This is a genomic window from Streptomyces sp. SAI-170 (assembly GCF_049739565.1).
In the GTDB taxonomy this organism is placed as follows: domain Bacteria; phylum Actinomycetota; class Actinomycetes; order Streptomycetales; family Streptomycetaceae; genus Streptomyces.
This window is the reverse complement of sequence record NZ_JBMGQD010000001.1, coordinates 7,615,126-7,641,410: the sequence shown is the minus strand read 5'-3', so window position 1 is coordinate 7,641,410 and position 26,285 is coordinate 7,615,126. Positions and strand designations below refer to the sequence as shown.

General features: G+C 72.8%; 19 protein-coding genes. 8 read left to right on the top strand and 11 right to left on the bottom strand.

What is annotated here, in order from left to right:
- Positions 1 to 152 precede the first annotated feature (152 nt).
- Both RKD23_RS34310 and RKD23_RS34305 read left to right on the top strand, forming a co-directional pair.
- Positions 153 to 1,781 carry an acyl-CoA synthetase gene (locus tag RKD23_RS34310; RefSeq protein ID WP_424857243.1) on the top strand — a complete coding sequence of 543 codons (1,629 nt, stop codon included), beginning with the start codon at positions 153 to 155 and terminating at the stop codon, positions 1,779 to 1,781.
- Between the two features lie 116 nt (positions 1,782 to 1,897).
- Positions 1,898 to 3,619: a sulfatase gene (locus tag RKD23_RS34305; protein ID WP_424857242.1), complete on the top strand. Its 1,722-nt coding sequence runs from the start codon at positions 1,898 to 1,900 to the stop codon at positions 3,617 to 3,619.
- Here RKD23_RS34305 and RKD23_RS34300 read toward each other — a convergent pair.
- Positions 3,591 to 4,442 carry an alpha/beta fold hydrolase gene (locus RKD23_RS34300; protein WP_424857241.1) on the bottom strand — a complete coding sequence of 284 codons (852 nt, stop codon included), beginning with the start codon at positions 4,440 to 4,442 and terminating at the stop codon, positions 3,591 to 3,593. The genes RKD23_RS34305 and RKD23_RS34300 overlap by 29 nt on opposite strands.
- Before the next feature lie 211 nt (positions 4,443 to 4,653).
- Here RKD23_RS34300 and paaK point away from each other — a divergent pair, with 211 nt between their 5' ends.
- Positions 4,654 to 5,949 (top strand): phenylacetate--CoA ligase PaaK, encoded by a 1,296-nt coding sequence (paaK, locus tag RKD23_RS34295; RefSeq protein WP_424857240.1) that lies wholly within the window; start codon positions 4,654 to 4,656, stop codon positions 5,947 to 5,949.
- Positions 5,950 to 5,961: 12 nt separating this feature from the next.
- On the opposite strand, the gene RKD23_RS34290 is transcribed toward paaK, so the two are convergent.
- Positions 5,962 to 6,879, bottom strand: a complete 918-nt coding sequence (locus RKD23_RS34290; RefSeq protein WP_424857239.1) for a hypothetical protein — start codon at positions 6,877 to 6,879, stop codon at positions 5,962 to 5,964.
- Positions 6,880 to 7,023: 144 nt separating this feature from the next.
- Positions 7,024 to 8,547 carry an acyl-CoA synthetase gene (locus RKD23_RS34285; RefSeq protein ID WP_424857238.1) on the bottom strand — a complete coding sequence of 508 codons (1,524 nt, stop codon included), beginning with the start codon at positions 8,545 to 8,547 and terminating at the stop codon, positions 7,024 to 7,026.
- 112 nt (positions 8,548 to 8,659) lie between these two features.
- Between RKD23_RS34285 and RKD23_RS34280 the strand changes: the two genes are divergently transcribed.
- Complete coding sequence (locus RKD23_RS34280; RefSeq protein WP_424857237.1) at positions 8,660 to 11,071, top strand: penicillin acylase family protein; 2,412 nt, start codon at positions 8,660 to 8,662, stop codon at positions 11,069 to 11,071.
- A 15-nt stretch (positions 11,072 to 11,086) separates the two neighbouring features.
- Here RKD23_RS34280 and RKD23_RS34275 read toward each other — a convergent pair whose 3' ends face one another.
- Together RKD23_RS34275 and RKD23_RS34270 are read right to left on the bottom strand one after the other, a co-directional pair.
- Positions 11,087 to 12,631: an acyl-CoA synthetase gene (locus RKD23_RS34275; protein ID WP_424857236.1), complete on the bottom strand. Its 1,545-nt coding sequence runs from the start codon at positions 12,629 to 12,631 to the stop codon at positions 11,087 to 11,089.
- Positions 12,628 to 13,737, bottom strand: coding sequence for an NAD(P)H-dependent flavin oxidoreductase (locus RKD23_RS34270; protein WP_424857235.1), 1,110 nt, complete (start codon positions 13,735 to 13,737; stop codon positions 12,628 to 12,630). The genes RKD23_RS34275 and RKD23_RS34270 overlap by 4 nt, the downstream gene beginning before the upstream one ends.
- 151 nt (positions 13,738 to 13,888) lie before the next feature.
- On the opposite strand from RKD23_RS34270, the gene RKD23_RS34265 reads away from it, so the two are divergent.
- A complete protein-coding gene (locus tag RKD23_RS34265) occupies positions 13,889 to 15,634 on the top strand; it encodes a serine hydrolase (protein ID WP_424857234.1) in 1,746 nt (581 codons plus the stop codon).
- 36 nt (positions 15,635 to 15,670) lie between these two features.
- Here the strand turns inward: RKD23_RS34265 and RKD23_RS34260 are convergent, their stop codons facing one another.
- On the bottom strand, positions 15,671 to 17,284 hold the full coding sequence (locus RKD23_RS34260; RefSeq protein WP_424857233.1) for a phytoene desaturase family protein: 1,614 nt from the start codon (positions 17,282 to 17,284) through the stop codon (positions 15,671 to 15,673).
- 124 nt (positions 17,285 to 17,408) lie between these two features.
- On the opposite strand from RKD23_RS34260, the gene RKD23_RS34255 reads away from it, so the two are divergent.
- On the top strand, positions 17,409 to 19,544 hold the full coding sequence (locus tag RKD23_RS34255) for an ATP-binding SpoIIE family protein phosphatase (protein WP_424857232.1): 2,136 nt from the start codon (positions 17,409 to 17,411) through the stop codon (positions 19,542 to 19,544).
- A 7-nt stretch (positions 19,545 to 19,551) separates the two neighbouring features.
- Here RKD23_RS34255 and RKD23_RS34250 read toward each other — a convergent pair whose 3' ends face one another.
- On the bottom strand, positions 19,552 to 20,730 hold the full coding sequence (locus RKD23_RS34250) for an acyl-CoA dehydrogenase family protein (RefSeq protein WP_424857231.1): 1,179 nt from the start codon (positions 20,728 to 20,730) through the stop codon (positions 19,552 to 19,554).
- Positions 20,731 to 20,825: 95 nt separating this feature from the next.
- Positions 20,826 to 21,203 (bottom strand): ferredoxin, encoded by a 378-nt coding sequence (locus tag RKD23_RS34245; RefSeq protein WP_424857230.1) that lies wholly within the window; start codon positions 21,201 to 21,203, stop codon positions 20,826 to 20,828.
- 96 nt (positions 21,204 to 21,299) lie between these two features.
- On the opposite strand from RKD23_RS34245, the gene RKD23_RS34240 reads away from it, so the two are divergent.
- Positions 21,300 to 21,650 carry a DUF6479 family protein gene (locus tag RKD23_RS34240; RefSeq protein ID WP_404038709.1) on the top strand — a complete coding sequence of 117 codons (351 nt, stop codon included), beginning with the start codon at positions 21,300 to 21,302 and terminating at the stop codon, positions 21,648 to 21,650.
- Positions 21,651 to 21,665: 15 nt separating this feature from the next.
- Complete coding sequence (locus RKD23_RS34235; RefSeq protein WP_424857229.1) at positions 21,666 to 22,016, top strand: hypothetical protein; 351 nt, start codon at positions 21,666 to 21,668, stop codon at positions 22,014 to 22,016.
- Positions 22,017 to 22,086: 70 nt separating this feature from the next.
- Here RKD23_RS34235 and RKD23_RS34230 read toward each other — a convergent pair whose 3' ends face one another.
- The 3 genes from RKD23_RS34230 to RKD23_RS34220 are packed head-to-tail and all read right to left on the bottom strand — an operon-like array spanning position 22,087 to position 26,279.
- Positions 22,087 to 24,456, bottom strand: a complete 2,370-nt coding sequence (locus tag RKD23_RS34230) for a glycoside hydrolase family 65 protein (RefSeq protein WP_424857228.1) — start codon at positions 24,454 to 24,456, stop codon at positions 22,087 to 22,089.
- A gap of 54 nt (positions 24,457 to 24,510) precedes the next feature.
- Positions 24,511 to 24,969, bottom strand: a complete 459-nt coding sequence (locus RKD23_RS34225; RefSeq protein WP_424857227.1) for an RpiB/LacA/LacB family sugar-phosphate isomerase — start codon at positions 24,967 to 24,969, stop codon at positions 24,511 to 24,513.
- A gap of 29 nt (positions 24,970 to 24,998) precedes the next feature.
- Positions 24,999 to 26,279, bottom strand: a complete 1,281-nt coding sequence (locus RKD23_RS34220; RefSeq protein ID WP_424857226.1) for a TerD family protein — start codon at positions 26,277 to 26,279, stop codon at positions 24,999 to 25,001.
- Positions 26,280 to 26,285 lie beyond the last annotated feature (6 nt).

Below are 26,285 nucleotides of genomic sequence, written 5' to 3'. Positions count from 1 at the left end.
CTGCCGGAACGAGAACAGGTTGCAGGAGCGGGGCGTACAGGACAAGGGGTTTCTGACAGGTAGTCAGATTTATGGCGCGCGGGCCCTTCCCCCTTGCGCCCGCCTTTGCTCTGATGACCGGCAACCGATGCGGGACGGGGTCAGGAGGAGCGGTGGAGTACAACCTTGCCGACCTGTTCGAGTCGGTCGTCGACGTGGTGCCGGACCGCGAGGCGCTGGTGTACGTCGACCACCCGGGCACCGGTGCCGAGCGCCGGCTGACGTACGCGGAGCTGGACGCGGCCGCGAACCGGATCGGCCACCATCTGCTGGACAGCGGCGTCCGCCCCGGTGAACACCTGGGACTGCATCTCTACAACGGCGTCGAGTACCTCCAGACGGTGCTGGGCTGCCTGAAGGCGCGGATCGTGCCCGTGAACGTCAACTACCGGTACGTGGCCGATGAGTTGGCCTACCTCTACCGGGACGCCGATCTGGCGGCCGTGGTCTTCGACGCGGAGTTCGGGGAGCGCGTGGCGCAGGCGCGGCCGCGTGCCCCGCGGCTGCGGCATCTGGTCGAGGTGGGGCCCGCCGGGGGTGCCGTGGACGCGGTGGCGTTCGCCGAGGCCGAGGCGGCGGGGTCGGCCGAGCGCGGCTTCCCCGCCCGGTCGGGCGACGACCAGTTCGTCATCTACACCGGCGGCACGACCGGGATGCCGAAGGGGGTGATGTGGCGTCAGGAGGACCTGTTCTTCGCCGGGCTGGGCGGCGGGGCGCCGACCGGGGAGCCCGTGAAGACGCCGGAGGAGCTGGCCGAGCGGGTCGCGGCGGGCGGTTCCGGGATCACCTTCTTCCCGACTCCCCCGCTGATGCACGGCACCTCCACGCTGACCGCGTTCATCGGGTTCGACTTCGGCCAACGGGTCGTGCTGCACCGCAAGTTCGTGCCGGAGGAAGTGCTGCGCACGATCGAGAAGGAGAAGGTCACGAGTGTCTCGCTGGTCGGCGACGCGATGCTGCGGCCGCTGATCGACGCGCTGTCCGGGCCGCTGAAGGGCACCGACTGCTCCTCCCTGTTCAGCGTGTCCTCCTCGGGGGCGATCATGTCCGAGACGGTACGGCGGCAGTTCCTGGAGCTGGTGCCGCATGTGATGCTGCTCAACAACTTCGGCTCCTCGGAGTCCGGCTTCAACGGCACCGCCACCCCCGACTCCGGACCCGGGCGCGGGTTCCGCATCCGGGTCAACGCCCGTACGCGGGTGGTCGATCCGGCCACGCGGGAGCCGGTGGCGGTCGGCGAGGTCGGCCGGGTCGCCCAGCGCGGCCACGTGCCCCTCGGCTACTACAACGACCCTGCGAAGACGGCCGAGACCTTCTTCGAGCAGGACGGCGAGCGCTGGGTGCTGCTCGGTGACATGGCGACCGTCGACGCGGAGGGGGTCGTCACCGTTCTCGGCCGGGGTTCGCAGTGCATCAACACCGGGGGCGAGAAGGTGTACCCGGAGGAGGTCGAGCAGGCCCTGAAGTCCCACCCCGACGTGTACGACGCGCTCGTCGCCGGGGTTCCGGACCCGACCTGGGGCAACCGGGTGGCGGCCGTGGTGCAGTTGCGCGAGGGCGCGGCGCGGCCGTCGCTGGAGGACATCCAGGCCCACTGCCGTACCCAGCTGGCGGGGTACAAGGTGCCGCGCCGGCTGGTGGTCACCGACACGATCCGGCGTTCGCCGAGCGGCAAGGCGGACTACCGGTGGGCCAGGGAGGTGGCGGGCGCGGCGGACGAACCGCGCCCCCGCAGAGACTGAAGCCGAGCCGGACGGGTGAACCGTGCCCCCGCGGGAGTTGAACCCCGTCCGACGTGCGACCGTACTGGTGAGGGCAGACCCGGCCCCGCCCCCCGCCCGTACGGAAGGACCCGCACGTGTCGCTCACGAGCCCCTCCACCCGGCCGCCCGAAGCCGCCGAGGAGGAGCCGGAGTCGCGGGGCGCCGGCCGAGGGCTGTTCGGGTGGCGGCACCGCTGTCCCCGTACGGCCCGTGGTGTCACCGTCGGCACCAGTGTGGCGGCCGGGGTGCTGGTGCTGGTCGCGCTCCTGCTGCCGAACCGTGTCGAGCGGCTGTCGTTCGGCGCGTTCGTGCGCATCCCCGCCGAGGGTGTGCTGCTGGCCGGTCTGCTGCTCGCGCTGCCGCCGAGGGCGCGGCGGATCGCGTCGGTCGTCACCGGTGTGTTCCTGGGGCTGGTGACCGTCCTGAAGTGTCTGGACATGGGCTTCCACCAGGTCCTGGCCCGGCCCTTCGACCTGGTCCTGGACTGGATCCTGCTGGACGACGCGGTGGACTTCGTGGGCGAGTCCTTCGGTCGGACGGGCCAGGTGCTGGCCGTGGCGGGGGTGCTGGTGCTGGTGGTCGTCGTCCTGGTGCTGACGACCCTCGCCACCCTGCGGCTGACGCGGCTGATGGTCCTGCACCGCCAGGTGGCCGCCCGTACGACGCTCGCGCTCGGCACCGCGTGGATCGTGTGCGTCACCTTCGGGGTGCCGGGCATCGGCGCACCGCTGGCCACGAAGGGCACGGCCGAGATGCTCGGCAACCGCGTGGCGATGGTGCGGGACGGGCTGAAGGACGCGCGCGTCTTCGAGAAGGAGGCGGCCGTCGACGCGTTCGCCGCGACCCCGCCGGACGACCTGCTGACCGGTCTGCGCGGCAAGGACGTGCTGTTCACCTTCATCGAGAGCTACGGCCGTACCGCGGTCGAGGACCCCGACATGGCGGCGCAGGTCGGCGCGGTGCTGGCGGACGGCACCCGCTCGCTGGGCGCGGCGGGGTTCGAGGCGCGCAGCGGCTGGCTGCGCTCACCCGTGACGGGAGCGGGGAGCTGGCTGGCCCACTCGACGTTCCTGTCCGGGCTGTGGATCAAGAACCAGCAGCGCTACCGCAGCCTCACCACGAGCGACCGTATGACCCTCACGAACTACTTCCGCAGGACCGGCGCCTGGCGCACGGTCGGCATCGTCCCCGGGGTGCGCCGGGCCTGGCCGGAGGGGACGTTCTTCGGCCTCGACCACATCTACGACTCCGAGCATCTGGGCTATCACGGGCCCTACTTCAGCTGGACGCCGGTGCCGGACCAGTTCAGCCTGGAGGCGTTCGAGCGCCTGGAGCACGGCCGGGCCGAACGCGAGCCGATCATGGCGGAGATCATCCTCGCGTCCAGCCACAACCCGTGGGCCCCGATCGCCCACATGATCGACTGGGACGACCTCGGCGACGGCTCCGTCTTCCACGGCATCAAGGAGCGGGGCAAGGACCCCGAGGAGGTCTGGAAGGACGCGGACAGCGTCCGCACCGAGTACCGGCACGCCATCGAGTACTCGCTGCGCAGCCTGACCGAGTGGCTGGAGCGTTACGGCGACGACGACACGGTCGTGGTCTTCCTCGGCGACCACCAGCCGGTGCCCACCGTCACCGCCGGCAGCACCAGCCGGGACGTGCCGGTCACGATCGTCGCCAAGGACCCGCGCGTGCTGGACCGGATCGCCGACTGGGGCTGGACCGAGGGCCTCAAGCCCGCCCCGACGGCCCCGGTGTGGGGCATGGACCGCTTCCGCGACCGCTTCATGACGGCGTACGGGAGCGGTCGCTGAAGAACGCGACCACGCGCGTGGCGAACGCGTCCGGGTCGTCCAGCCACGGGTAGTGCCCGGCGCCCGGCTGGACCACGAACTCGGCGTGCGGGAAGACGTCCGCGGCGCGGCGGGCCAGCTCCGGGCGGGGGCCGCCGTCGAGCTCGCCCGCGTACACGAGCACCGGGGCGGCGAGTGTGGCGAGCGCGGCGCGGGTCGCGGGCGGGTCCCAGGCGCCGTCGGAGACGTAGATCTCGGCGGCCTCGTCGGTGTCGCCGTCGGCGGCCGCGGCGTGTGCGGCGGCGGCCTCGTCCCAGCGGCCGTAGAAGAAGGGCAGGACGGCGTCGTCGAAGTCGCCGCCGTCCAGCCACTTCTCGAAGGCCGGGAAGGCTTCGGCGAACCACGGCTCGCCCTCCCGCAGCCGGGCCGCCGCGAGCCGGTGCTCGGGCGTGGCGGCCATGCCGAGCGCCCGGGGAATGGCGGTGATCAGCGCCAGCCGCCGCACCCTTGCCGGGTAGCGGGCGGCGTACAGCATGGCCAGGCTCGCGCCCGCCGAATGCCCGAGCAGGTCGATCCGCTCCAGGCCGAGGTGGATCCGCAGCGCCTCGACGTCGTCCACCTGCCGGTCGCAGCGGTACGTCGCCGGGTCGGCGGGCTCGGCGGAGTCCCCGGTGCCGCGCAGGTCGAGCAGGGCAAGCCGCCGGTGGGCGGCGAGCCCGCCGAGATCACCGAGGTAGGCCGAGGGCAGCATCGGGCCTCCGGGCAGGACGACGACGGGCTCGCCGCGGTCGCCGAGCGAGTGATGGGCGAGGACGGTCCCGTCGGGGGCGGTGAAGGTCGGCATGCGGTCGATCATGAACGTACGGCACCGGGGACTGCAATGGAGATAGGGAGACAGGAGGTGGGGAGAGGAGGAGACACCGCGGCGGGACACGGCGAGAAAGTCGGCGCCGACCCCTTGCCTCGCCCCCGATGGCCTGGATTACTGATCTCCGAACACCTCGACCGAATGATCGGTCGCCCGGATTGGTGCGGTTGGTGAGGGAGACGTCCCCATGGCGGATACGACGGAGCTGCTGGACGCGGGCGAGCGTCTCGACGTGGACGGACTGCGGGCGCTGCAACTGGAGCGGCTGCGCGCCTCGCTGCGTCACGCGTACGCGAACGTGCCGTTCTACCGTGAGGCCTTCGACAAGGCGGGCGTCCGCCCGGACGACTGCCGCTCCCTGGCCGACCTGGCGCGTTTCCCCTTCACCACCAAGGCGGACCTGCGCGAGAACTACCCGTACGGGATGTTCGCCGTGCCGCGTGAGCGCATCCGTCGCATCCACGCCTCCAGCGGCACGACCGGCCGGCCGACGGTCGTCGGGTACACGGACGACGACCTGTCCATGTGGTCGGACATGGTGGCCCGTTCGATCCGCGCGGCGGGCGGCCGGCCCGGCGACACGGTCCATGTCGCCTACGGCTACGGCCTGTTCACCGGCGGCCTGGGCGCGCACTACGGCGCCGAGCGGCTCGGCTGCACGGTCGTCCCGGCGTCCGGCGGCATGACGTCCCGTCAGGTGCAGCTGATCCAGGACCTGAAGCCGCGGATCATCATGGTGACGCCGTCGTACATGCTCACCCTGCTGGACGAGTTCGAACGCCAGGGCGTCGACCCGCGCGCCACCTCGCTGGAGGTCGGCATCTTCGGCGCGGAGCCGTGGACGGAGGAGATGCGGCGGGAGATCGAGGGGCGGTTCGGGATCGACGCCGTCGACATCTACGGCCTGTCGGAGGTGATCGGCCCGGGTGTCGCGCAGGAGTGCGTGGAGACGAAGGACGGCCTGCACATCTGGGAGGACCACTTCTACCCCGAGGTCGTCGACCCGGTCACCGGCGAGGTGCTGCCGGAGGGCGAGGAGGGCGAACTGGTCTTCACCTCGCTGACCAAGCAGGCCATGCCGGTCGTGCGCTACCGCACGCGCGACCTGACCCGTCTCCTGCCGGGCACGGCCCGGGTGTTCCGCCGTATGCGCAAGGTGACCGGCCGCAGCGACGACATGGTCATCCTGCGCGGGGTGAACCTCTTCCCCACACAGGTCGAGGAGATCGTCCTGCGCACCCCGGGGGTCGCCCCGCACTTCCAGCTCCGCCTCACCCGCGAGGGCCGCCTGGACGCCCTCACGATCCGGGCGGAGGCCCGCGCGGACGCGACCCCGGAGGCCAGGGAGGCGGCCGCGCGCTCCATCGCCGCGGCCGTCAAGGACGGCATCGGCGTCTCGGTCGGTGTCGAGATCGTCGACCCGGAGACGCTGGAGCGGTCGGTGGGCAAGATCCGCCGGATCGTGGACGAGCGGCCGCGCTGAAAGCCCCTGATTTCAGGAGCTGTCGCGGGCGGCGAGTCGGTCCGCCAGCTTCTCGGCGAGGGCGTCGGCGAGCGCGGGATGCGCGGCGAGCCGGTCGGCGATGGCCGACACCTGCGCGTCGGTCAGCTCGGCGGTCTGGAGCGTGGAGAGCTTCTTCTCCGTGCGGCGGGCGATGATCTCCAGGTTGCGGACGACGGTCTCCAGCGCGACGTACGGGTTGTCGTCGGCCGTGGCCGGGTTGGGGTTGTCGATGATGCCGTCGGCGGTGAGGACCGCGACGGCGATGGCCCTCAGATTGGCCGGAGTGAGGTCCATGGTCTCTCCCTTGGCTGCGGCGAGGACGGCGTTCATCGGGAAGCTGCCGGGGTCTCCGTGGTCGTTCTCGGGGGCGTGCTGGTGGCCGCAGTGGCCGGTGAAACGGTTCCACTGGGCGGCGGTCATCCGCACGCCGTTGGCGCCGTAGGAGCTGGGATACGGCTTGAAGGTGAGCCCCGAGGTCAGGGGTACGCCGTGCTCGGTGCGGGCCCAGCGGGCGAAGGCGGCCAGGTCCCGGATCACCCATTGCGGCAGCTGCGGCATGTACAGATGCGGTGTGCTCCCCCAGCGGCGGTGGGTCGCCGGGTCGCAGGTGCCGACGATCTCCACCTGGCACACGTTCAGGGTGTTGGTCTCGACGCCGCCCGGCAGATTGCGCAGGGCGCGGCTGGAGACGTCGAAGTCGAAGTGCTGGTACCAGACCATCCGCTGCTTGGCGAAGTCCGGGCGCGCGGTCAGGTTCGGCGCGGACGCGCCGCCGCCGTAGGAGGGCAGCGAGGTGCCCTCGGTCGAGTGCCACAGGACCACGTTCGTCTCCATCGCGGAGCCCGGGTAGTTGTCCTGGTACCAGTAGGTGGTCGAGGCGCCGGGATAGCGCTGGGGTCCCGTCCTCACGACGGGCTCTGGGGGCACGGGTCATGGCGCATGGTCAGCCTCCGATCAGATGCCGGCCGTCCGGTGCGGTGGTCCACTGGCGGTATCCCCGCTGCGCCGCTTCTCAAAGCGGGCTGAGCCCGGACGGCAGACGATCGTCCGGATTCAGCCAGCGCCCAGCCGGTCCCGGAGTTCACGCTTGAGGATCTTGCCGCTGGCGTTGCGGGGCAGGGAGTCGGCGAAGACGATCCGCTTGGGCGCCTTGAAGGACGTGAGCCGGTCGCGCGCATGGGCGATCAGCGCGGCCTCGGTGACCTCGCCGCGGGGGACGACGACCGCGGTGATCGCCTCGATCCACTTCTCGTCCGGGAGGCCGATCACCGCCACCTCCGCCACGGCCTCGTGCGTGTAGAGCGCGTCCTCCACCTGACGGGAGGCGACGAGCACGCCGCCGGAGTTGATGACGTCCTTCACGCGGTCGACGATCGTGAGATAGCCGTCGGCGTCGCGGACGGCGAGGTCGCCGGAGTGGAACCAGCCGTCGCGGAAGGCCTCTTCGGTCTCCTCGGGCTTGTCCCAGTAGCCCTCGCAGAGCTGGGGCGAGCGGTAGACGATCTCACCCGGTGTGCCGTCGGGGACGTCGTCGCCCTTCTCGTCGACGACCCGCGCGTCGACGAACAGCACCGGCCGGCCGCAGGAGGCGGGCCGGTCCCGGTGCTCGTCGGGTCCGAGGACCGTGGCCAGCGGGCCGATCTCGCTCTGGCCGAAGCAGTTGTAGAAGGCCAGTCCGGGCAGCCGTTCGCGCAGGCGCTCCAGCACGGGCACCGGCATGATCGAGGCGCCGTAGTAGGCCTTGCGCAGTCCGCCGAGGTCGCGGCCGGCGAAGTCGGGGCGGTTGGCGAGCCCGATCCACACGGTCGGCGGGGCGAACAGGCTGTCCACGCGGCCCTGTTCGACCAGGTCGAAGAGGATGTCGCCGTCCGGGGCGTCGAGGATGATGTTCGTCGCGCCCACGGCGAGGTAGGGCAGCAGGAAGACGTGCATCTGGGCCGAGTGGTACAGCGGCAGCGAGTGCACCGGCCGGTCGCCCGCGCTCAGGTCCAGGGCGGTGATGGCGCTCAGGTACTCGTGCACCAGCGCCCGGTGGGTCATCATCGCGCCCTTGGGCAGCGCCGTCGTCCCCGAGGTGTACAGCAGCTGCACCAGTTCGTCGCCGCGCGCCTCGGGCCCGTCGTACGGCGCCGCCTCGGCCAGCCGCGCGAGCAGCGAGTCCTCGGCGTCCCGCAGCGGCAACACCCGTACGCCCGCCGGGAGTCGGCCGGTCAGGTCGGGGTCGGCGAGCACCAGCGAGCTGCCCGACTGGCCGATCAGATACGCCAGGTCGTCGCCGGTGAGGTTCTGGTTGACCGGCACGTGCACCAGGCCCGCGCGGGCGCAGGCGAGGAAGGCGATCAGATAGGCGTCGGAGTTGTGGCCGTAGGCGGCGACCCGGTCGCCGGGCGCGAGGCCCTCGGCCAGCAGGACGGTCGCCGCACGCGAGACGGCGTCGTCGAGTGCCTCGTACGTCCAGGTGCGGTCGCGGTGTTCGACCGCGACGCGTGCCGGGGTGCGGTGGGCGCTGCGGCGCAGCACCCCGTCGACCGTGCTGCCATGGGCGGGTGTCACTGTGCTGCCGTGTCCGGGCGTCATGGCACAGGATCCTCGGCCCGCCACCGAACGAGGTCAAGCATCCCGGCCCCCACGTCACATACCCGTTGGTACGCTCAACCGCTCCTTCCCTCGACGATGTTGGGAGGCACCATTGCGCACCCGCGCCAGGCGGCTCATGGTCACCGCGGTCGCCCTGCTCACCGCCGCGTCCGCGCTTCCGGCGGCCGCGGCCCAGACGCAGTCCCGTCAGGAACACCCCTCGCACGGCGGTCTGTCGGCCGTCATCCGCTACACCGAGTACGGCATCCCGCACATCGTGGCGCGCAGTCACGCCGACCTGGGCTTCGGCACGGGGTGGGCGCAGGCCGCCGACCATGTGTGCACGCTGGCCGACGGGTTCGTCACCGTACGCGGTGAGCGCTCGCGGTTCTTCGGGCCGGACGCGGCGCCCGACTTCTCGCTGTCCTCGGCGAGCCGGAACCTCTCCAGCGACCTGTACTTCCGTGGCGTACGGGAGGCGGGCACGGTGGAGAAGCTGCTCGCACAGCCGGCGCCGGCCGGGCCGAGCCGGACCGCGCGCGAGCTGATGGACGGGTTCGCGGCCGGCTACAACGCCTGGCTGAAGCGGAACCGGATCACCGACCCGGCGTGCAAGGACGCCCCTTGGGTGCGCCCGATCACCTGGCTGGACGTGGCCGCGCGCTCCTACGCCCTCGCGGTGCTGGGCGGCCAGGGCCGGGCCGTGGACGGCATCACGGCCGCCCAGCCGCCCACCGCCCCTGCGACCACGGTTGCCCCGGACGCCCGCGACACCGCCCGCGCCGCCCGTGAACTGTTCGCCGCGGACAGTGCCGACATGGGCTCCAACGCGGTCGCCTTCAGCGGCCGGACCACCGCGAACGGCCGCGGCCTGCTCCTCGGCAACCCGCACTACCCGTGGCAGGGCGGCCGCCGCTTCTGGCAGTCGCAGCAGACGATCCCGGGCGAACTCGACGTCTCCGGCGGCTCGTTGCTCGGCTCCCCCACGATCTCCATCGGCCACAACGCGCGCGTGGCGTGGAGCCACACCGTCGCCACCGGCGTCACCCTCAATCTCCATCAGCTGACCCTCGACCCGTCCGACCCCACGGTCTACCTGGTGGACGGCCGCCCCGAACGCATGACCCGACGGTCCGTCAGTGTCACTCTCCAAGACGGCAGTACGGTGGTCCGCACCCAGTGGTGGACCCGCTACGGCCCGGTCGTGAACTCCCTCGGCGCCTCCGTGCCGCTGCCGTGGACGGCGACGACCGCGTACGCGCTCAACGACCCGAACGCCGACAACCTGCGCGCCGCCGACACCGCGCTCGGCTTCAGCACGGCCCGGGACACCGGGGACGTGCTCGCGGCCCTGGACCGCACACAGGGCCTGCCGTGGGTGAACACCATCGCGGCGGACTCCGGCGGGCACACCCTGTTCACCCAGTCGCAGGTCCTGCCGCGCATCACCGACGAGCTGGCCCAGCGCTGCTCCACCCCGCTCGGCCGGGTCACCTACCCGTCCTCCGGTCTGGCCGTGCTGGACGGCTCGCGCGGCGACTGCGCGCTCGGCCGGGACGCCGACGCCGTGCGCCCGGGGATCTTCGGGCCCTCGCGCATGCCCACGCTGCGGGACGCGCCGTACGCGGAGAACTCCAACGACAGTGCCTGGCTGGCCAACATGGACCGGCCGCTGACGGGGTACGAGCGGGTCTTCGGCCCCGTCGGCACGCAGCGGTCGATGCGCACCCGGGGCGCGATCGAGGACGTGTCCGCCCTCGCCGGGCGCGGCGGGCTGACGGTGGCCGACCTCCAGGCGCAGCAGTACGCCAACCGGGTTCCGGCGGGCTCGCTCGCCGCCGCCGACACGGCGACGGCGTGCGCCGCGCTGCCGGGCGGGACGGCAACAGCCAGTGACGGCACACTCGTCGACGTGTCGGAGGCCTGCCGGGTGCTGGCCGCGTGGGACCGTACGACGGACACCTCCAGCCGGGGTGCCCTGCTCTTCGACCGGTTCTGGCGGAAGCTGCTCGGCCGGGTTCCGGCGGCCCAGTTGTGGAAGGTGCCGTTCTCGGCCGCCGACCCGGTCGGCACGCCGAACACCCTCGACACCGCCGCGCCGGGCTTCAGGACGGCCCTCGCGGACGCGGTCGCCGAGCTGCGGGCGGCAGGAATCGCCCTCGACTCCCCGCTCGGGGCGCACCAGTTCGTCGTACGGGGCGGGCAGCGCATCCCGGTGCCGGGCGGGACGGAGTCGCTGGGCGTGTGGAACAAGGTCGAGCCCGTGTGGGACCCGGCGCACGGCGGTTACACCGAGGTCACCACCGGCTCCAGCTACATCCAGGCCGTCGGCTGGGACGGCAGCCGCTGCCCGGTGGCCCGGACCGTCCTGTCGTACTCCCAGTCCTCGAACCCGGACTCGGCCCACTTCGCCGACCAGACCGGGCTGTTCTCGGGCGAGCGCTGGGTGAGGTCGCGCTTCTGCGAGAAGGACATCCTGGCGTCGCCGGCGCTGCGGGTGGTGGTCGTGCGCGAGCGGCGCTGACAGCGGGAGCCCGGGTCAGACGGCGCGGGCCCGTCCCTCCCAGTACGGGTCCCGCAGCCGTCGCTTGTACAGCTTGCCGTTGGGGTCGCGGGGCATCTCGGCGACGAAGTCGACGCTGCGGGGCCGTTTGTAGCCGGCGAGGCGTTCGGCGCAGTGGGCGAGGAGGGCTGCGGCGAGGTCCGGGCCGGGTGTGTGGCCGGGGGCCGGTTCGACGACCGCCTTGACCTCCTCGCCCCAGTCGTCGTGCGGGATGCCGAAGGCGGCGGCGTCCGCGACGGCCGGGTGGGAGAGGAGGGCGGACTCGATCTCGGCGGGGTAGATGTTGACGCCACCCGAGATGATCATGTCGATCTTGCGGTCGCGGAGGTAGAGGTAGCCGTCCTCGTCCAGGTGGCCGAGGTCGCCGACGGTGAAGAAGTCACCGACGCGGTTCCTGCGGGTCTTGTCCTCGTCCTTGTGGTAGGCGAAGCCGCCGGTGCTCATCTTCATGTAGACCGTGCCCAGTTGGCCGGGCGGCAGCCGGTTGCCGTCGTCGTCGAGGACGGCCAGTTCGCTGATGGGCCAGGCCCTGCCGACCGTGCCGGGCTTCTTCAGCCAGTCCTCGGCGGTGGCGAAGGCGCCGCCGCCCTCGCTCGCGGCGTAGTACTCCTCGACGCAGGTGCCCCACCAGTCGATCATCGCCCGTTTCACGTGGTCGGGGCAGGGCGCGGCGCCGTGCACGGCATGGCGCATGGAGGAGACGTCGTAGCGGGCGCGCACCTCCTCGGGGAGGGCGAGCAGGCGGTGGAACTGGGTGGGGACCATGTGGGTGTGCGTGCACCGCTCCCGGTCGATCAGGCGGAGCATCTCCTCGGGCGTCCACCTGTCCATCAGCACCAGCCGGTGCCCGATGTGCAGGGACGCGCCCGCGAACTGGAGCACGGCCGTGTGGTACAGCGGCGAGCACACCAGGTGCACGTTGTCGTCGAAGGGACGGATCCCGAAGATGCCGAGGAAGCCGCCCAGGTGGGCCTCCTCGGGCGGCCTCCCGGGCAGCGGGCGGCGGATGCCGCGGGGGCGGCCGGTGGTGCCCGAGGTGTAGTTCATGACCCAGCCGAGGGTGCGGTCGGCGGGGGCCGACTCGGGCTGTCCGTCGAGGAGTTCGGCGTACGGCCGGAAGCCCTCGGCGGCGCCGACCGAGTAGCGGTGCGTCGCCGGGAGGCCTGCCTCGTCGGCGGCGGGACGGGCGGTGTCGGCGAAGCGCTCGTGGGTGATCAGCACCTTGGCGCCGGAGTCGGAGACGATCCAGGCGATCTCGGGGCCGACCAGGTGGTGGTTGACGGGGACGAGGTAGAGCCCGGCCTGCTGGGCGGCGAGGTAGGCGGTGAGGAACTCGGCGCTGTTGGGGAGCACCACGGCGAAGGCGTCGCCGTGCTCCAGGCCCGCGGCGCGCAGGCCGTGGACGAGGCGGTTCGCGTCGGCGTGCAGCCGTCCGGCGGTCCACTCCTCGCCGGTGGCGGTGACGAGGACCGTCCTTGCGGGGTCCTCGGTGGCCTGAGCCCAGAATCCTGTGGGGTTCACCCCTCGCTCCTTCCGGCGATGCGGTTGATGCGGTCGACGGCCCGCTCGAAGCCGCGGGTGAGATCGTCGAACACGGCCTGGACGCTGCGTTCGCTCGTCATCCGGCCGACGATCTGGCCGACGGGCGTGCCGAGCAGCGGCTCCACCTCGTACTTCTGGATGCGGGACACCGCCTCGGCGACCAGCAGGCCCTGCAGCGGCATGGGCAGGGTGCCGGGCCCGTCGGGGTCGTCCCAGGCGTCCGTCCAGGCGGTGCGCAACTGGCGGGCGGGCTTGCCGGTCAGGGCGCGGGAGCGCACGGTGTCGCCGGAGCCCGCGGCGAGGAGCTTGCGGGTGAGGGCGGACGAGTGGAGGTCGGCCTCGGTGGTGGTGAGCCACACCGAGCCGAGCCATACGCCCTGGGCGCCGAGGGCGAGCGCGGCAGCGGCCTGTTCGCCGCTGCCGATGCCACCGGCCGCGAGGACGGGCAACGGGGCGACGGCGTCGACGACCTCGGGGGTGAGCACCATGGTCGCGATCTCGCCGGTGTGCCCTCCGGCCTCGTAGCCCTGGGCGACGACGATGTCGATGCCGGCCTCCTGGTGCTTGACCGCGTGCCGGGCGGACCCCGCGAGGGCGGCGACCCGCACGCCCTGGTCGTGGGCGCGGGCGACGACGTCCGGGGGCGGCGAGCCGAGCGCGTTGGCGAGCAGCCGGATCGGGTGGCCGAAGGCCACGTCGAGCTGGGTGCGGGCCACCTCCTCCATCCAGCCGGTGATCCGCCAGCCGGCCGTCTCGTCGGCGGGGAGTTCGGGGACGCCGTGCTCGGCGAGGGTGTCGGCGACGAACCGCCGGTGCCCGGCCGGGATCATCGCCTCGACGTCGGCCTCGGTGACGCCCTCCACCTTGTGCGCGGGCATCACCACGTCCAGGCCGTAGGGATGGCCGCCGGTGTGCTTCTCGATCCAGTCGAGGTCGCGTTCGAGGTCGTCGGGGGCCGTGTAGCGGACCGCGCCGAGCACGCCGAGTCCGCCGGCCCGGCTGATGGCCGCGGCGACGGCGGGGAACGGCGTGAAGCCGAAGACGGCGTGCTCGATTCCCAGGTGCTGGCTCAGCTCCGTCTGCATGGGCGCAGGATGCCGGAGCCGGGCGGAGGACGGAAGAGGCCAGCTGACGGTTCGTCAGATTTGCGAGGCCGATTTACGAGGCCTGCCCGGTGGACATACTTGCGAAGACGTTCGGGCGGCACGACGAGAGGGGCTCGTGGTGAGGAACGGCATGACGAGACGTCAGTTCGGCAGAGGCGCGCTGGTTCTCGGCGGCGGCCTGGCCCTGGCTCCCCTCCCCGCGGGGCCCGCGGCCGCGTCCTCCGGGCACGCGACGCTGCGGCACGGCTCACCCGAGCGGGCCGGACTGCTCCCCGCGCCGCTGCGTCAACTCGTCGCCGACGCCGAGGCGTTCCTCGGCCCCTCCCCCAAGCACCCCTGGTACGCGGGCGCGGTCCTGCTCGCCGGGCGCGGCGGGACCGTTGCGCTGCATCAGCCGATCGGGAAGGCCGTGCGGTACGCGGAGTACGACGCCGCGACCGACACCGGCGTGGAGTTCCCGCCCGGGCAGCAGATCGACATGGCCGAGGACACCGTCTTCGACCTCGCCTCCGTCTCCAAGCTGTTCACCTCGATCCTGGCCGTGCAGCAGATCGAGCGGGGCACGCTGGAGCTGGAGGCGAAGGTCGCCGCGTATCTGCCGGAGTTCGGGGCGGCGGGCAAGCAGGACATCACGATCCGCCAACTCCTCACGCACACCTCCGGCTTCCGGGCCTGGATCCCGCTGTACAGCGCCCCGACGTACGAGGAGAAGCTGCGGCTCATCTGGAACGAGGCGCCGCTCAACCCGCCCGGGACCCGGTATCTGTACTCGGACCTGAACCTGATCTCGCTCCAGCTGGTCCTGGAGCGGATCACCGGCCGCACGCTGGACGTGCTGCTCCACGACGAGATCACCGCCCCGCTCGGCATGCACCGCACCCGCTACAACCCGCCCGCCTCCTGGAAGCCCCGTATCGCGGCCACCGAGGTCGCCCGCCGGCCCTGGTCGGGGCTGGACCGGGGTCTTGTGTGGGGCGAGGTGCACGACGAGAACGCGTTCAGCCTCGGCGGGGTGGCCGGACACGCCGGGGTGTTCTCCTGCGCGTGGGACCTCGCCGTCCTCGGCCGCACCCTGCTCAACGGCGGCTCCTACGGGCGGGCGCGCATCCTGGGGGCCGAGTCGGTGGAGCTGATGTTCACCGACTTCAACACGGCCTTCCCCGGCGACGAGCACGGGCTCGGCTTCGAGCTGTACCAGCACTGGTACATGGGCGCGATGGCCACGCCCCGCACCGCGGGCCACACCGGCTTCACCGGCACGTCGCTGGTCCTCGACCCGACGACCGACTCCTTCCTCATCGTCCTCGGCAACTCCGTGCATCCGGTGCGCAGTTGGCGCTCCGGCTCCGCGCCCCGGGTGGCGGCCGCGAACAACCTCGCGCGGGCCGTTGCCGTACGCCCGCGGCACGGTCGTACGGCGTGGTTCTCGGGGATGGCGAACGCGACGACCGCGACCCTCGCCCTGCCCGCCCTGGACACCTCCGGCGGCGACGCCCGGCTGCGCTGTGCCCTGTGGTGGGACACCGAGCCGCAGACGGACCCGCTGGTACTGGAGGCCTCCGGGGACGGGGGCGCGACCTGGCGGCCGGTGCCGTTCGCCACGCTCCGCCCCGGCGAGGAGACGGTGGAACACCCCGCCGGGTCGGTCTCCGGCTGGTCGGGCCGCGTCTGGCACCGGCTCTCGGCGGCGCTGCCGGCCCAGCCGCACCTGGTCCTGCGGTGGCGATACGCGACCGACCGGCTGTACGTCGGCCGCGGTGTCTATGTCGACGCGCTGCGGGTCGAGGCCGGTGACGACCAGGTCCTCTTCGACGAGGGCCGCCCGGCCGACCGGGCGCGGATCGAGGCGACGGGCTGGAGGGCGTCGGCGGACTAGGCCGACGGGGCCGTTGGGCCGACCGGGAAGCCGTTGTCAAAGGCGGCCCGAAGGTCCCTGAAGTCCCGAAGGTCCCGAAGCCGATGCCTCCAGCACCGCCATCGCCGCATTGTGCCCCGGCACCCCGCTCACCCCTCCCCCGCGGACCGCGCCCGCCCCGCAGAGGAGGACGTTGGCGTGCCGGGTCTCCACGCCCCAGCGGCCGGTGTGGTCCTGGGCGTAGGGCCAGGACAGGGCGCGGTGGAAGATGTTGCCGCCGGGCAGCCCGAGGTCGCGCTCCAGGTCCAGCGGGGTCTTCGCCTCGATGCAGGGGCGGCCGTCGGCGTCGGTGGCCAGGCAGTCGGCGAGGGGTTCGGCCAGGTGGGCGTCGAGCTGGGCGAGGGTGAGCTTCAGGAGGTCCGCCCGCGCCCGGTCGTTGTCCCGCGCGAACAGCCGGGCGGGGGTGTGCAGGCCGAACAGGGTGAGCGTCTGGTAGCCCTGTCCGGCGAGCTCGGGGCCGAGGATCGTCGGGTCGGTCAGTGAGTGGCAGTAGATCTCCGAGGGCGGCGCGGCGGGCAGCTCGCCGGCCGAGGCCTGCCGGTGTGCGGCGGCCAGCTGGTCGTAGCCCTCGGCGATGTGGAAGGTGCCGGAGAACGCCTCGCGCGGGTCGACGTCCCGGTCGCGCAGCCTCGGCAGCCGCCTGAGCAGCATGTTCACCTTCAGCTGGGCGCCCTCGGCGGGGGCGGGCGGCTCGTCGCCGGCCAGGGCCGCCAGTGCCTGCGGGGAGGCGCCCACCAGGACGTGCCGGGCGGCGGCGACGCCCTCGCCGTCGGCCGTGCGGTAGGTGACCTCCGCCGTACGGCCGTCGGTGTCGATCCGTACGGCCTCATGGCCGGTGGCGAGGACCGCCCCGGCCTCCCGGGCCGCGGCCGCCAGGGCGTCGGTCAGCGCGCCCATACCGCCGACGGGCACGTCCCAGGCGCCGGTGCCGCCGCCGATCACGTGGTAGAGGAAGCACCGGTTCTGGGCCAGGTCCGGGTCATGGGCGTCGGCGAAGGTGCCGATGAGCGCGTCGGTGAGGACCACGCCCCTGACCAGGTCGTCGCGGAAGCGGTCCTCGATCGTGACGCCGAGCGGCTCCTCGAAGAACGCCCGCCAGGCCTCCTCGTCGCCGACCCTGCGGCGCAGCTCCTCGCGGGTGGGCAGGGGCTCGGTGAGCGTGGGGAACACCGCCCGGGCGACCCCGCCCGTCAGGTCGTAAAACCGCCGCCAGGCCTCGTACTCGCGCTCGCCGCCCGTCAGCCGCGCGAAGGCCTCCCGGGTGCGCTGCTCGCCGCCGCCGACGAGCAGGCCCGTGGGCCGTCCGGCGCGCTCGACGGGGGTGTACGACGAGATGGCGCGGGTCCGCAGCGCGAAGCGCAGGCCGAGGTCCCGGACGATCTTCTCGGGCAGCAGGCTGACCAGGTAGGAGTAACGCGACAGCCGGGCGTCGACGCCGGCGAACGGGCGGGTGGAGACCGCGGCGCCGCCGGTGTGGCCGAGCCGCTCCAGCACCAGCACGGACCGTCCGGCGCGGGCCAGATAGGCGGCGGCGACCAGGCCGTTGTGCCCGCCGCCGACGATCACGGCGTCGTAGGAGCGGGCTGCGGGGGCTTCCTCGGGTGCGGACATGATTCTTCGTAGCACGAGCCGATCACGGTCGGCCAGGGCCCGGCTGCCGCGAACCGTCCCCTGCCGCGCACACCCGGCCGCCTCCTGACGGGCGGCCGCGCGGGGCCTTGGGTACGTTTCCGGTATGGCGACCGATGTCGACGCCTTCCTGCGTCGCCTGGCCCGAGCACTCAGGCCACGGGCGACCCGGTCGGCCGGGGTGGTGCTGGAGCGCCTGCGCGCGGAACTGCCCGAGCTGTGGCGGGAGGAGGACCTGGCCCCGCTGGCGCTGGAGGAGACGACCGCGCACGTCATCGCCTTCCTGGACGTGCTGGAGCACGGCCTGGACGCCAGCCGGGTCGAGACGCCTCCCATCGCCATCGAGGTGGCCCGCGGTTATGCCCGCAGGGGCATGCCGATCAGCAAACTGCTGCGGGCCTACCGCCTCGGGCACGTCAACCTGTTCCAGCTGATCCAGGCCGAGGTCACCCGGCTCACCGACGACTGGGAGCTGATCAACGCGGCGGGGAGCAGGCTGATCACGAAGGGGTTCGAGTACGTCGACCACGGCTCGGAGGAGGTCGTCGCCGCCTACCAGGAGGAGCGTGAGCGCCGGGTGCAGCGGCGGCTGCTGTTCACCCATGAGGCCGACCGGCGGATCGGCACCACCCTGGACACCGCGCGCACCGCTCAGGAACTGGCGGACGTCGGCGTCGACGGCTTCGCCGACCTGGTCACCGTCGACCTCTTCGAGTACGTCCTGCGGGAGGACGGGCCGCCGCCGCCGACGCTGCGCCGCGTCGCCCAGCGGTCCGTCCCGGACGCCAGCCCGGACGACACGGTCGTCACGGGCCGGGTGCACACCTACCCGCTGAGGTCGGAACCGGCTCGCGCGCTGGCCACGGGGCAGCCTCTGCTGCGCGCCACGACACCCACCGACAGCCCGGACGCCCCCGGCATCCACTCGGCCATGCTGCTGCCGCTTCAGGCCCGCGGCACCACCCTGGGCCTCGCCCAGTTCTTCCGGCACGGCACCGCGGCGCCGTTCGACGAGGACGACCTGCTGCTGGCCGGGGAGATCGCGGCCAGGGCGGCGATGTCCATCGACAACGCCCGCCGCTACACCCAGGAGCGGTCCACCGCGCTGGCGCTCCAGCGCAGTCTGCTGCCGCGGCGCCCGGTGCAGCAGGCGGCCGTGGAGACGGCGGCGCGCTATCTGCCGAGCGGCTCGCGCACGGGCGTGGGCGGCGACTGGTACGACGTGATCCCGCTGTCCGGTGCGCGGGTGGCGCTGGTCGTCGGTGACGTCGTCGGCCGGGGGCTGCACGCGGCCGCCACCATGGGCCGGCTGCGCACGGCCGTGCGGGCCTTCGCGGACATCGACCTGATGCCCGACGAGCTGATGACGCACCTGGACGACGTGGTCATCCGCCTCCAGCGCGAGGAGATCGGGGAGGACGGCGAGACCGGCGCGACCTGCCTGTACGCCGTCTACGACCCGGTGTCCCGGATGTGCTCGCTGGCCAGTGCCGGACATGTGGCCCCGGCCGTGGCGAGCCCCGTGGACGGCAGCGGCGCCGACCCGGTGCGCAGGACGGTCGACTTCCCGGAGGTGCCGATCGGGCCGCCGCTGGGCCTGGGCGGACTGCCCTTCGAGACGGCCCAGTTCGCGCTGCCGGAGGGCAGTGTGCTGGCCCTGTTCACCGACGGCCTGATCCGCAGCCGTACCCGCGACGTGGACGACGCGCGCACCCTGCTGGGCAGGGTCCTCGCCCGGGCGCCGGAGTCGCCGGAAGAGATCTGCGACCGGCTGCTGGAGGCGCTCCTGCCCAGCCGGCCGGCCGACGACGTCGCTCTGCTGGTGGCCCGGACCCGGGCGCTCGACCCCGCTCATGTGGCCACGCTGGAGCTGGCGTCGGACCCCGCGGCGGTCTCCGGGGCCCGCAAGTTCACCGACGACCGGCTCGCCGACTGGGGCCTGGAGGAGCTGACCTTCACCACCGAGCTGATGGTCAGCGAGCTGGTGACGAACGCGATCCGCTACGGCAAGGGCCCCGTGCAGCTCCGGCTGATCCTGGAGTCCACGCTGACCTGCGAGGTGTTCGACGCCAGCAGCACCTCCCCGCATCTGCGGCGGGCCCGCACCCTGGACGAGGGCGGCCGCGGCCTGCTGCTGGTCGCCCAGCTCGCCGAGCGCTGGGGCACCCGGCACGGCCGCGAGGGCAAGGTCATCTGGGCCGAACAGGGCCTGCCGACGGGGCGCTCCGCGACGCCGGGCTGACCTGCTGTCAGCGCCGCACCCGAGGCATCCCCAGCCCGATCCAGGTGATGATCTCGCGCTGGATCTCGTTGTTGCCGCCGCCGAAGGTGAAGATGACCGCGGAGCGGTAGCCGCGTTCGAGTTCGCCGTGGAGGATCGCGCCGGCGGAGCCCTCCTGGAGGGCGCCGGGGGCGGCGGTGACCTCCAGGAGCCAGGCGTAGGCGTCGCGGCGGGCCTCGGAGCCGTAGACCTTGACGGCGGAGGCGTCCTGGGGGGTGAGGGTGCCGTTCTGGAGGGCGCCTACCATCTGCCAGTTGAGGAGCTTGAGGGCGTCCAGCCGGGTGTGGGTCTGGGCCAGGCGGCGGCGTACCCAGGGCAGGTCGAGGACGCGGCGGCCGTCGGCGAGCTTGGTCTCGGCGGCCCAGCGCTGGACGTCGTGCAGGGCGCGGATCGCCATGGTGCCGTGGGCGGCGAGGGTGACGCGTTCGTGGTTGAGCTGGTTGGTGATGAGCCGCCAGCCCTGGTTCTCGGCGCCGACCCGGTGGGCGACGGGGACGCGGACGTCGTCGTAGTGGCTGGCGGTGGTGTCGTGGCCGGCGAGGGTCCTGATCAGGGCGCAGGAGTAGCCGGGGTCGGTCGTCGGGACCAGGAGCATGGTGATGCCGCGGTGGGCCGGGGCGTCGGGGTCGGTGCGTACCGCGAGCCACACCCAGTCGGCGGTGTCGCCGTTGGTGGTCCAGATCTTGTGGCCGTTCACCACGTACGTGTCGCCGTCGCGGACCGCCCGGGTCTTCAGCGCCGCCAGGTCCGTGCCCGCGTCCGGCTCGCTGTAGCCGATGGCGAAGTCGATCTCGCCGGAGAGGATGCGGGGCAGGAAGTAGGCCTTCTGTTCCTCGGTGCCGTACCGCATGATCGTCGGGCCGACGGTGTTCAGGGCCATCAGCGGCAGGGGCACCCCGGCCTGGGCGGCCTCGTCGAAGAAGACGAACTGTTCCGTCGGGGTCAGTCCGCGCCCGCCGTACTCCTTCGGCCAGCCCACGCCCAGCCAGCCGTCGGCGCCGAGGCGGCGGATCGTCTCGCGGTAGAAGCGCTTCTGGGCGGCCGGGTCGGTGTGCCGGGCGTGGGCCTCGTCGGGCACCAGCTCGGCGAAGTAGGCACGCAGCTCGCTGCGCAGCCGCAGCTGCTCGGGGGTGTGGTCCAGGTGCACGGCGCCTCCAGGGTCCCGCCGGTCCGGTCCTGACGGCGCACACCGTAGAACGTGTTCCAGAAATTGGGAATGGCGGCAGCGCCGCGAGGCCGGCGTCAGCCGAGGCTGGCCATGAAGTCCGAGCACGCCCGTGCGCAGGCGCGGCAGGCGGCCACGCTCTCCTCGGAGCCGCCGCACGCCTCGAAGGCGTGGGCGCACTCCAGGCAGATGGCGCGGCACCACTCCAGCTGGACGAGGATGCTCTCCTCGTCCACCCGGTTCTCCTCGGACAGCACGCGGCAGGTGGCGTCGCACACCTCGGCGCACATGATGCCTTTACGGCGCAGTCGTTCCTGCTCCGCGGTTCCGTCGGGGGTCACCAGGCTCGCGCGCAGCGCGCACACCCTCGCACACTCCGTGCACGCCTGGGCGCATGCGAACCGGTCCTCGAGGAACCGGAACAGCTCCTGTTGGGTTGGCGGCGTCGTAGTCACACCGGGCGGGTAGCCGGGCGTGGGCGCACCAAACACGCACACAGACAGGTTCGGCGTCCGATACGCGGGTATTCGCCTGGTATGAGTACCGCATCCATGCAGCTAGCCGAAGAGAGCGGTCTCCTCAGTCTGGGACTGTTCGCGGCCGCAGCAGGTGTCCTGGTCCTGCTGGCCGGCAGCTTCTGGCTCGGCGCACGTATCCGTAACCGAGAGCTGCCCCGGCCGACGCCGGAGGAGCAGCCGAAGATGCCGCCGGGTGGTCCCGTGCGCGAGGTCCGCGAGAACCGCGAACCCGACGAGATCCCGCAGATCGACAAGGACGGCCGCCCGCTCACTCCCTACGAGCTGACCAACCTGCAGACCCGGGCCAGCGAGAAGCAGGAACGCCCGCGCTGGAGCCGGGGCAGCAGCGGCTCGTTCGGCGGGGGCGGCCTGGGCGCCCATTGAGAGGATGTGAGATCCATGGCCGAGTCCGGCCGCAGCATGCTGCCGCTGCCCGACTACGACCATCTGCCGATCGGCGGTCTGGAGAGCCGGGTACGGGCCCTGAGCGCGGACGAGGTGGAGGTGCTCATCACCTATGAGCACGAGCACGCCGACCGCCTCGCCGTGAACGAACTGCTCTCCCACCGGCTGGACCAGCTGCGCTCCGGCGCGCGGCCGACCTCCGGCGACCCGTCCGCGCTGCGCCCCGAACAGGGCGGGCACCGGGCCGGTTCGCCGGTGACGCCCGCGACGTCGGCGCAGCCCTTCGGCCCGCCGCCGCACGGCACACCCGACCAGCGCGGCAGGCCGAAGGGAGACCGCGCCTGAGAGCGGCACGACCGGCATCCACGGCCCGGCGACCTCGGTCGCCGGGCCCCTTCATGCCTCCGTACGGGATTCAGTCGGGCAGCGCCAGCTGCACGGTCTCCCCCGGCTCGACGCGGACCTCACGGCCGGGCAGGCGTACGTCGATGGGGTCGGCGTCGGAGGGCGGGACGGTGATCTCCAGGCGGCCGTGGCGCAGTCGTAGCCGGACACCCCAGTGGTCGTGGAAGCGCAGGGAGAAGCCGTAGGAGGACAGCTCCGGCAGCGGGACGGGGTCCAGGCACAGGGCGCCGTCGCGGGTCTCCAGGCCGGTCAGGCCGCGCTGCACCAGGTCGAGGGTGCCGGCCATGGCGCCGAGGTGGATGCCCTCGCCGGTGGTGCCGCCCTGGACGTCGGCGATGTCGCCGCGCAGGGCCTCCAGACAGAACTCCCAGGCCTCCGCGCGCCGGTCGCGGGCCAGCACCCAGCCGTGGACCAGGCCGCTGAGCGTGGAGCCGTGGCTGGTGCGGTGCAGGTAGTGGTCGACCGTGCGCCGCCACAGGTCGTCGTTGAGCTGCACGCCCAGCCGGGCGAACAGGCTCTTCAGCGCGGGTGGCGAGAACAGGTAGCCGAGCATCAGCACGTCGGCCTGTTTCGAGGCCCGGTAGCGGTTCACGGTGTCGCCCTCGGCCTCCAGGATGCGGTCCAGGCGCCGGATGTCGCCGTAGCGGGCGCGGTAGCCGCTCCAGTCGAGCTCGGTGAGGTCGCCGTAGCCGTGGAACTGGCTGATGACGCCCTCGTGGAACGGCACGTACAGGGTGCGCGAGACCTCCTCCCAGTGGTCCAGCTCGCGCTCGTCCAAGCCGGTGCGCTCGCCCAGCTCGCGGCGGCGCGGCTCGGGCAGGGTGCGCAGCACCTCCAGGGTGCGGGCGAGCACCCAGGCGGCGGTGACGTTCGTGTACGCGTTGTCGTCCAGGCCCGGCTCGGCGGCGTCCGGGTAGGCGTCGTGGTACTCGTCGGGGCCCATGACGCCCTTGATGCGATGGCGGGCGAGACCGGCGTCCCAGGTGGCGGCGTCCGCCCAGAAGCGGGCGATCTGCAGCAGCATCTCGGCGCCCTTGGTGTGCAGGAACTCCGCGTCGCCGCTGGCCTCGCAGTACCTGAGCACGTTGTACGCGATCGCCGAGCCCACGTGGTACTGCCGGTGCGAGCGGTCGGGCAGCCAGCGGCCCGAGCGCGGGTTGAGATGCAGCTGCTGGGTCTCCTCGCGGCCGTCGCTGCCGCTCTGCCACGGATACATCGCGCCCCGCCGCCCCGCGGCCCGCGCAGCGGTGCAGGCCTGCTCCAGGCGGCGGTGCCGGTAGCGCAGCAGGGCCCGGGCCGTCTCGGGGAAGTGCAGGTCCAGGTAGGGCAGCACGAACAGCTCGTCCCAGAAGACGTGCCCGCGGTACGCCTCCCCGTGCAGGCCCCTGGCGGGGACGCCGACGTCCAGATCGGCGGTGTGCGGGGACAGCGTCTGCAGGACGTGGAACAGGTGCAGGCGCAGGATGCGGCCGGCCTCCCCGGGCACCTCCAGATCGGCGCGCCGCCACAGCTGGGCCCAGGCCGTGCGGTGCGAGGCGAGCAGCGCGTCGAAGCCGGGGACGCGCTCGACGCGGGCGACCGCCGCGAACAGCGGGTCGCTGATGGCCGGGTCGCGCGAGGTGTGCAGGGCGACGATCTTGTCGATGGTGACGGTGTCGCCCGGTGTCAGGTCCAGGCGGGTGCACTGGACGGTGCGCGGGCGGGTGTGCCGTACGGCCACGGGTGCCTCGCAGTCGAGGCGGCAGGCCATGCCGATCCGGATGTCGGAGGTGCGGGTGCGGCAGCGCAGCCACACCGTGTCGGTGTCGGAGGAGCCGGTGTGGACGTGGGTGAGGTGGTGGCCGTCCAGGTCCCGGTAGCGGGCCACTTGGGCGTTGCTCACCCCGCCGTCCAGGGCCGCCTCCACCTCCAGCTCGCCGGTGTGGCCCTCGGCGGTGAACTCGGTGCGCATCGCCGCCAGGTGCGGGTCGGCCATGTGCACGAGCCGCAGCTGGCGCACGGCCAGGGTGCCGCCGCCGGGCAGCACGTAGCGGGTGTGCCGTTCCAGCACACCGGAGGGCGGGTGGAGCACCAGGACGTGTTCCAGCACCTCGGCCGTGTCGGGGGTCAGCCAGGCACCGCCGTGCGGGCGGAAGCGCAGCGGCAGCCAGTTGGGGACGTTGACCATGTCCTCGTTCTCGACCGAGCGGCCCGCCACCCGCGAGGTCAGCCGGTTGTAGCAGCCGGCCACATAGGTGCCCGGGTAGTGCACGTCGTCGGCGACACACTCGGGCAGCGCGCCTCTGGTGGCGAAGTAGCCGTTGCCGAGGGTGCACAGCGACTCGCGCAGCCGCTCCTCGGTGGGCTCGTAGCCCTTGTACTCCCAGGTCCAGTCCGTCACCGCGCCTCCTTGCCGGCGGCTTGCGTACGGTCGTGACCCCCCGTGCCCCGCGGGTCAGCCGGGCGTCCCCCTGGCCGCGTCGAGCCGGTCGACGCGGGCCACGTTCTCCCTGTCCTCGGCGTCCTCGCTGGGTGCGGCGGCGAACCAGGCGTCCAGGATCTCCGTGAGCAGGGGCTCCGAGGTCAGGCGCAGGCTCAGTGCCAGGACGTTGGCGTCGTTCCAGCGGCGGGCGCCGTCCGCGGTGCCGGCGTCCGTGCACAGGGCCGCGCGCACGCCGGGTACCTTGTTCGCCGCGATCGACGCGCCCGTGCCGGTCCAGCAGCACACGACGGCCTGGTCGGCGGTGCCGTCGGCCACCTCGCGGGCGGCCGCGGCGGAGCACACCGCCCACTGCGGGTCGTCGCCGGGGCGCAGCGCCCCGTGCGCGCCGACCTCGTGGCCGCGCTCGCGCAGCTCCTGCATCAGCCGCCGCGCGACGGGTTCGTCCATGTCGGAGGAGACGGAGATCCGCATGCTTCGGAGCGTACCCGTGCCGGAGCGGGTCAGCGCCGCTTGAACTCCACCGGTCCGGCGTTCATCTCGATGGTGCCGTCGGGGTGCAGCACCGGTCGGCGCTCGGTCATGCGGGCGCTGTACGCCTCGATGTGCCGGATGGCGGCGCCGTCGGGGTCGGTGAAGTCGACCAGGGCGATCGCCACCCAGTAGCGGGTCTTGGTGTTCTCGAACAGCGGCACCGTGACGGTGGAGCCCCGGCCGTCGCTGACGACGACCTTGGCACCGAAGCTGCGGAAGGAGCCGAAGCCGTTGCTGAGCGCGGAGTACGCGCACAGCAGAACGTAGCCCTGCTGGTCCGGGCGGACGATCCGCACGGTCTCGCGGCCGGGCACCTGTGCGTCACCGTCGAGCTGGATGTACGGCGGCTCGGCCAGCCCCCCGAGCTGCTTGTAGTAGACGACGTCGGCGCTGTCCTTGCCCCGCTGCTTGTGGCCGGTCTTGACGAGGGTGCCGGGCTCCTTGGTGCCCCGCACCGCCTTGGACGCGGGCACGTAGAGCGCGTACAGGTCGAGGTCGGCGCCCTGGCGGCGGCGCGCATCGGTGCCGCCGTCCCACTCCAGGGCGGCGGTGACGACCAGTTCCTGGTCCTGCTTGTCGAGGCTGAGGGAGACCTGGCTGCCCTTGTCGAGGCTGACGCTGCCGAGCGGGGGCTTGCGCAGGCTCATGGGGGCGGGCGGCGGGGCGGGTGCCGGCGGCTGGGGTGCAGGGGCGGTCCGCTGCGGGGGTTCCTCGTCGGCCACGTCGATGCCGAAGTCGGTGGCGACGCCGGCCAGGCCGTTCGCGTAGCCCTGGCCGATGGCGCGCAGCTTCCAGCCGGTGCCGCGGCGGTACAGCTCCATCAGCAGCACGGCCCGTTCGCCGTCCGCCAGGGGCGGCGGCCGGAAGTCGACGGGTTCGGCGACACCGTCCTGCCGGGCGCGCACGAGCACGTCCCGGACGGTACGGAACGTACGGGACGGGTCGTCGGGGTCGCAGCTGCCGACGAGGACGACCCGGTCGACGTCGGCGGGCAGCCCGGCGGGGTCCAGCTCGACGCGCTCGGGGCCCGCGGCGTCGGCGGGCCGGTGGCGGACGGCCCCGGACTCGGCCTCGGGCTGGTTGTAGAAGACCAGGTCGTCGTCGGAGCGGACCCTGCCGTCGGCGCCCACCAGCAGTGCGCTGAGGTCGACCTGGTCGCCCTGGAAGTGGAGTTCGGCCGTGACACGCCCCTCGCCCACCGCCGTGTTGCCGCCCTTGGCCAGTTCCGCCACGCCGTCCACCCCCAGCACGTCTCC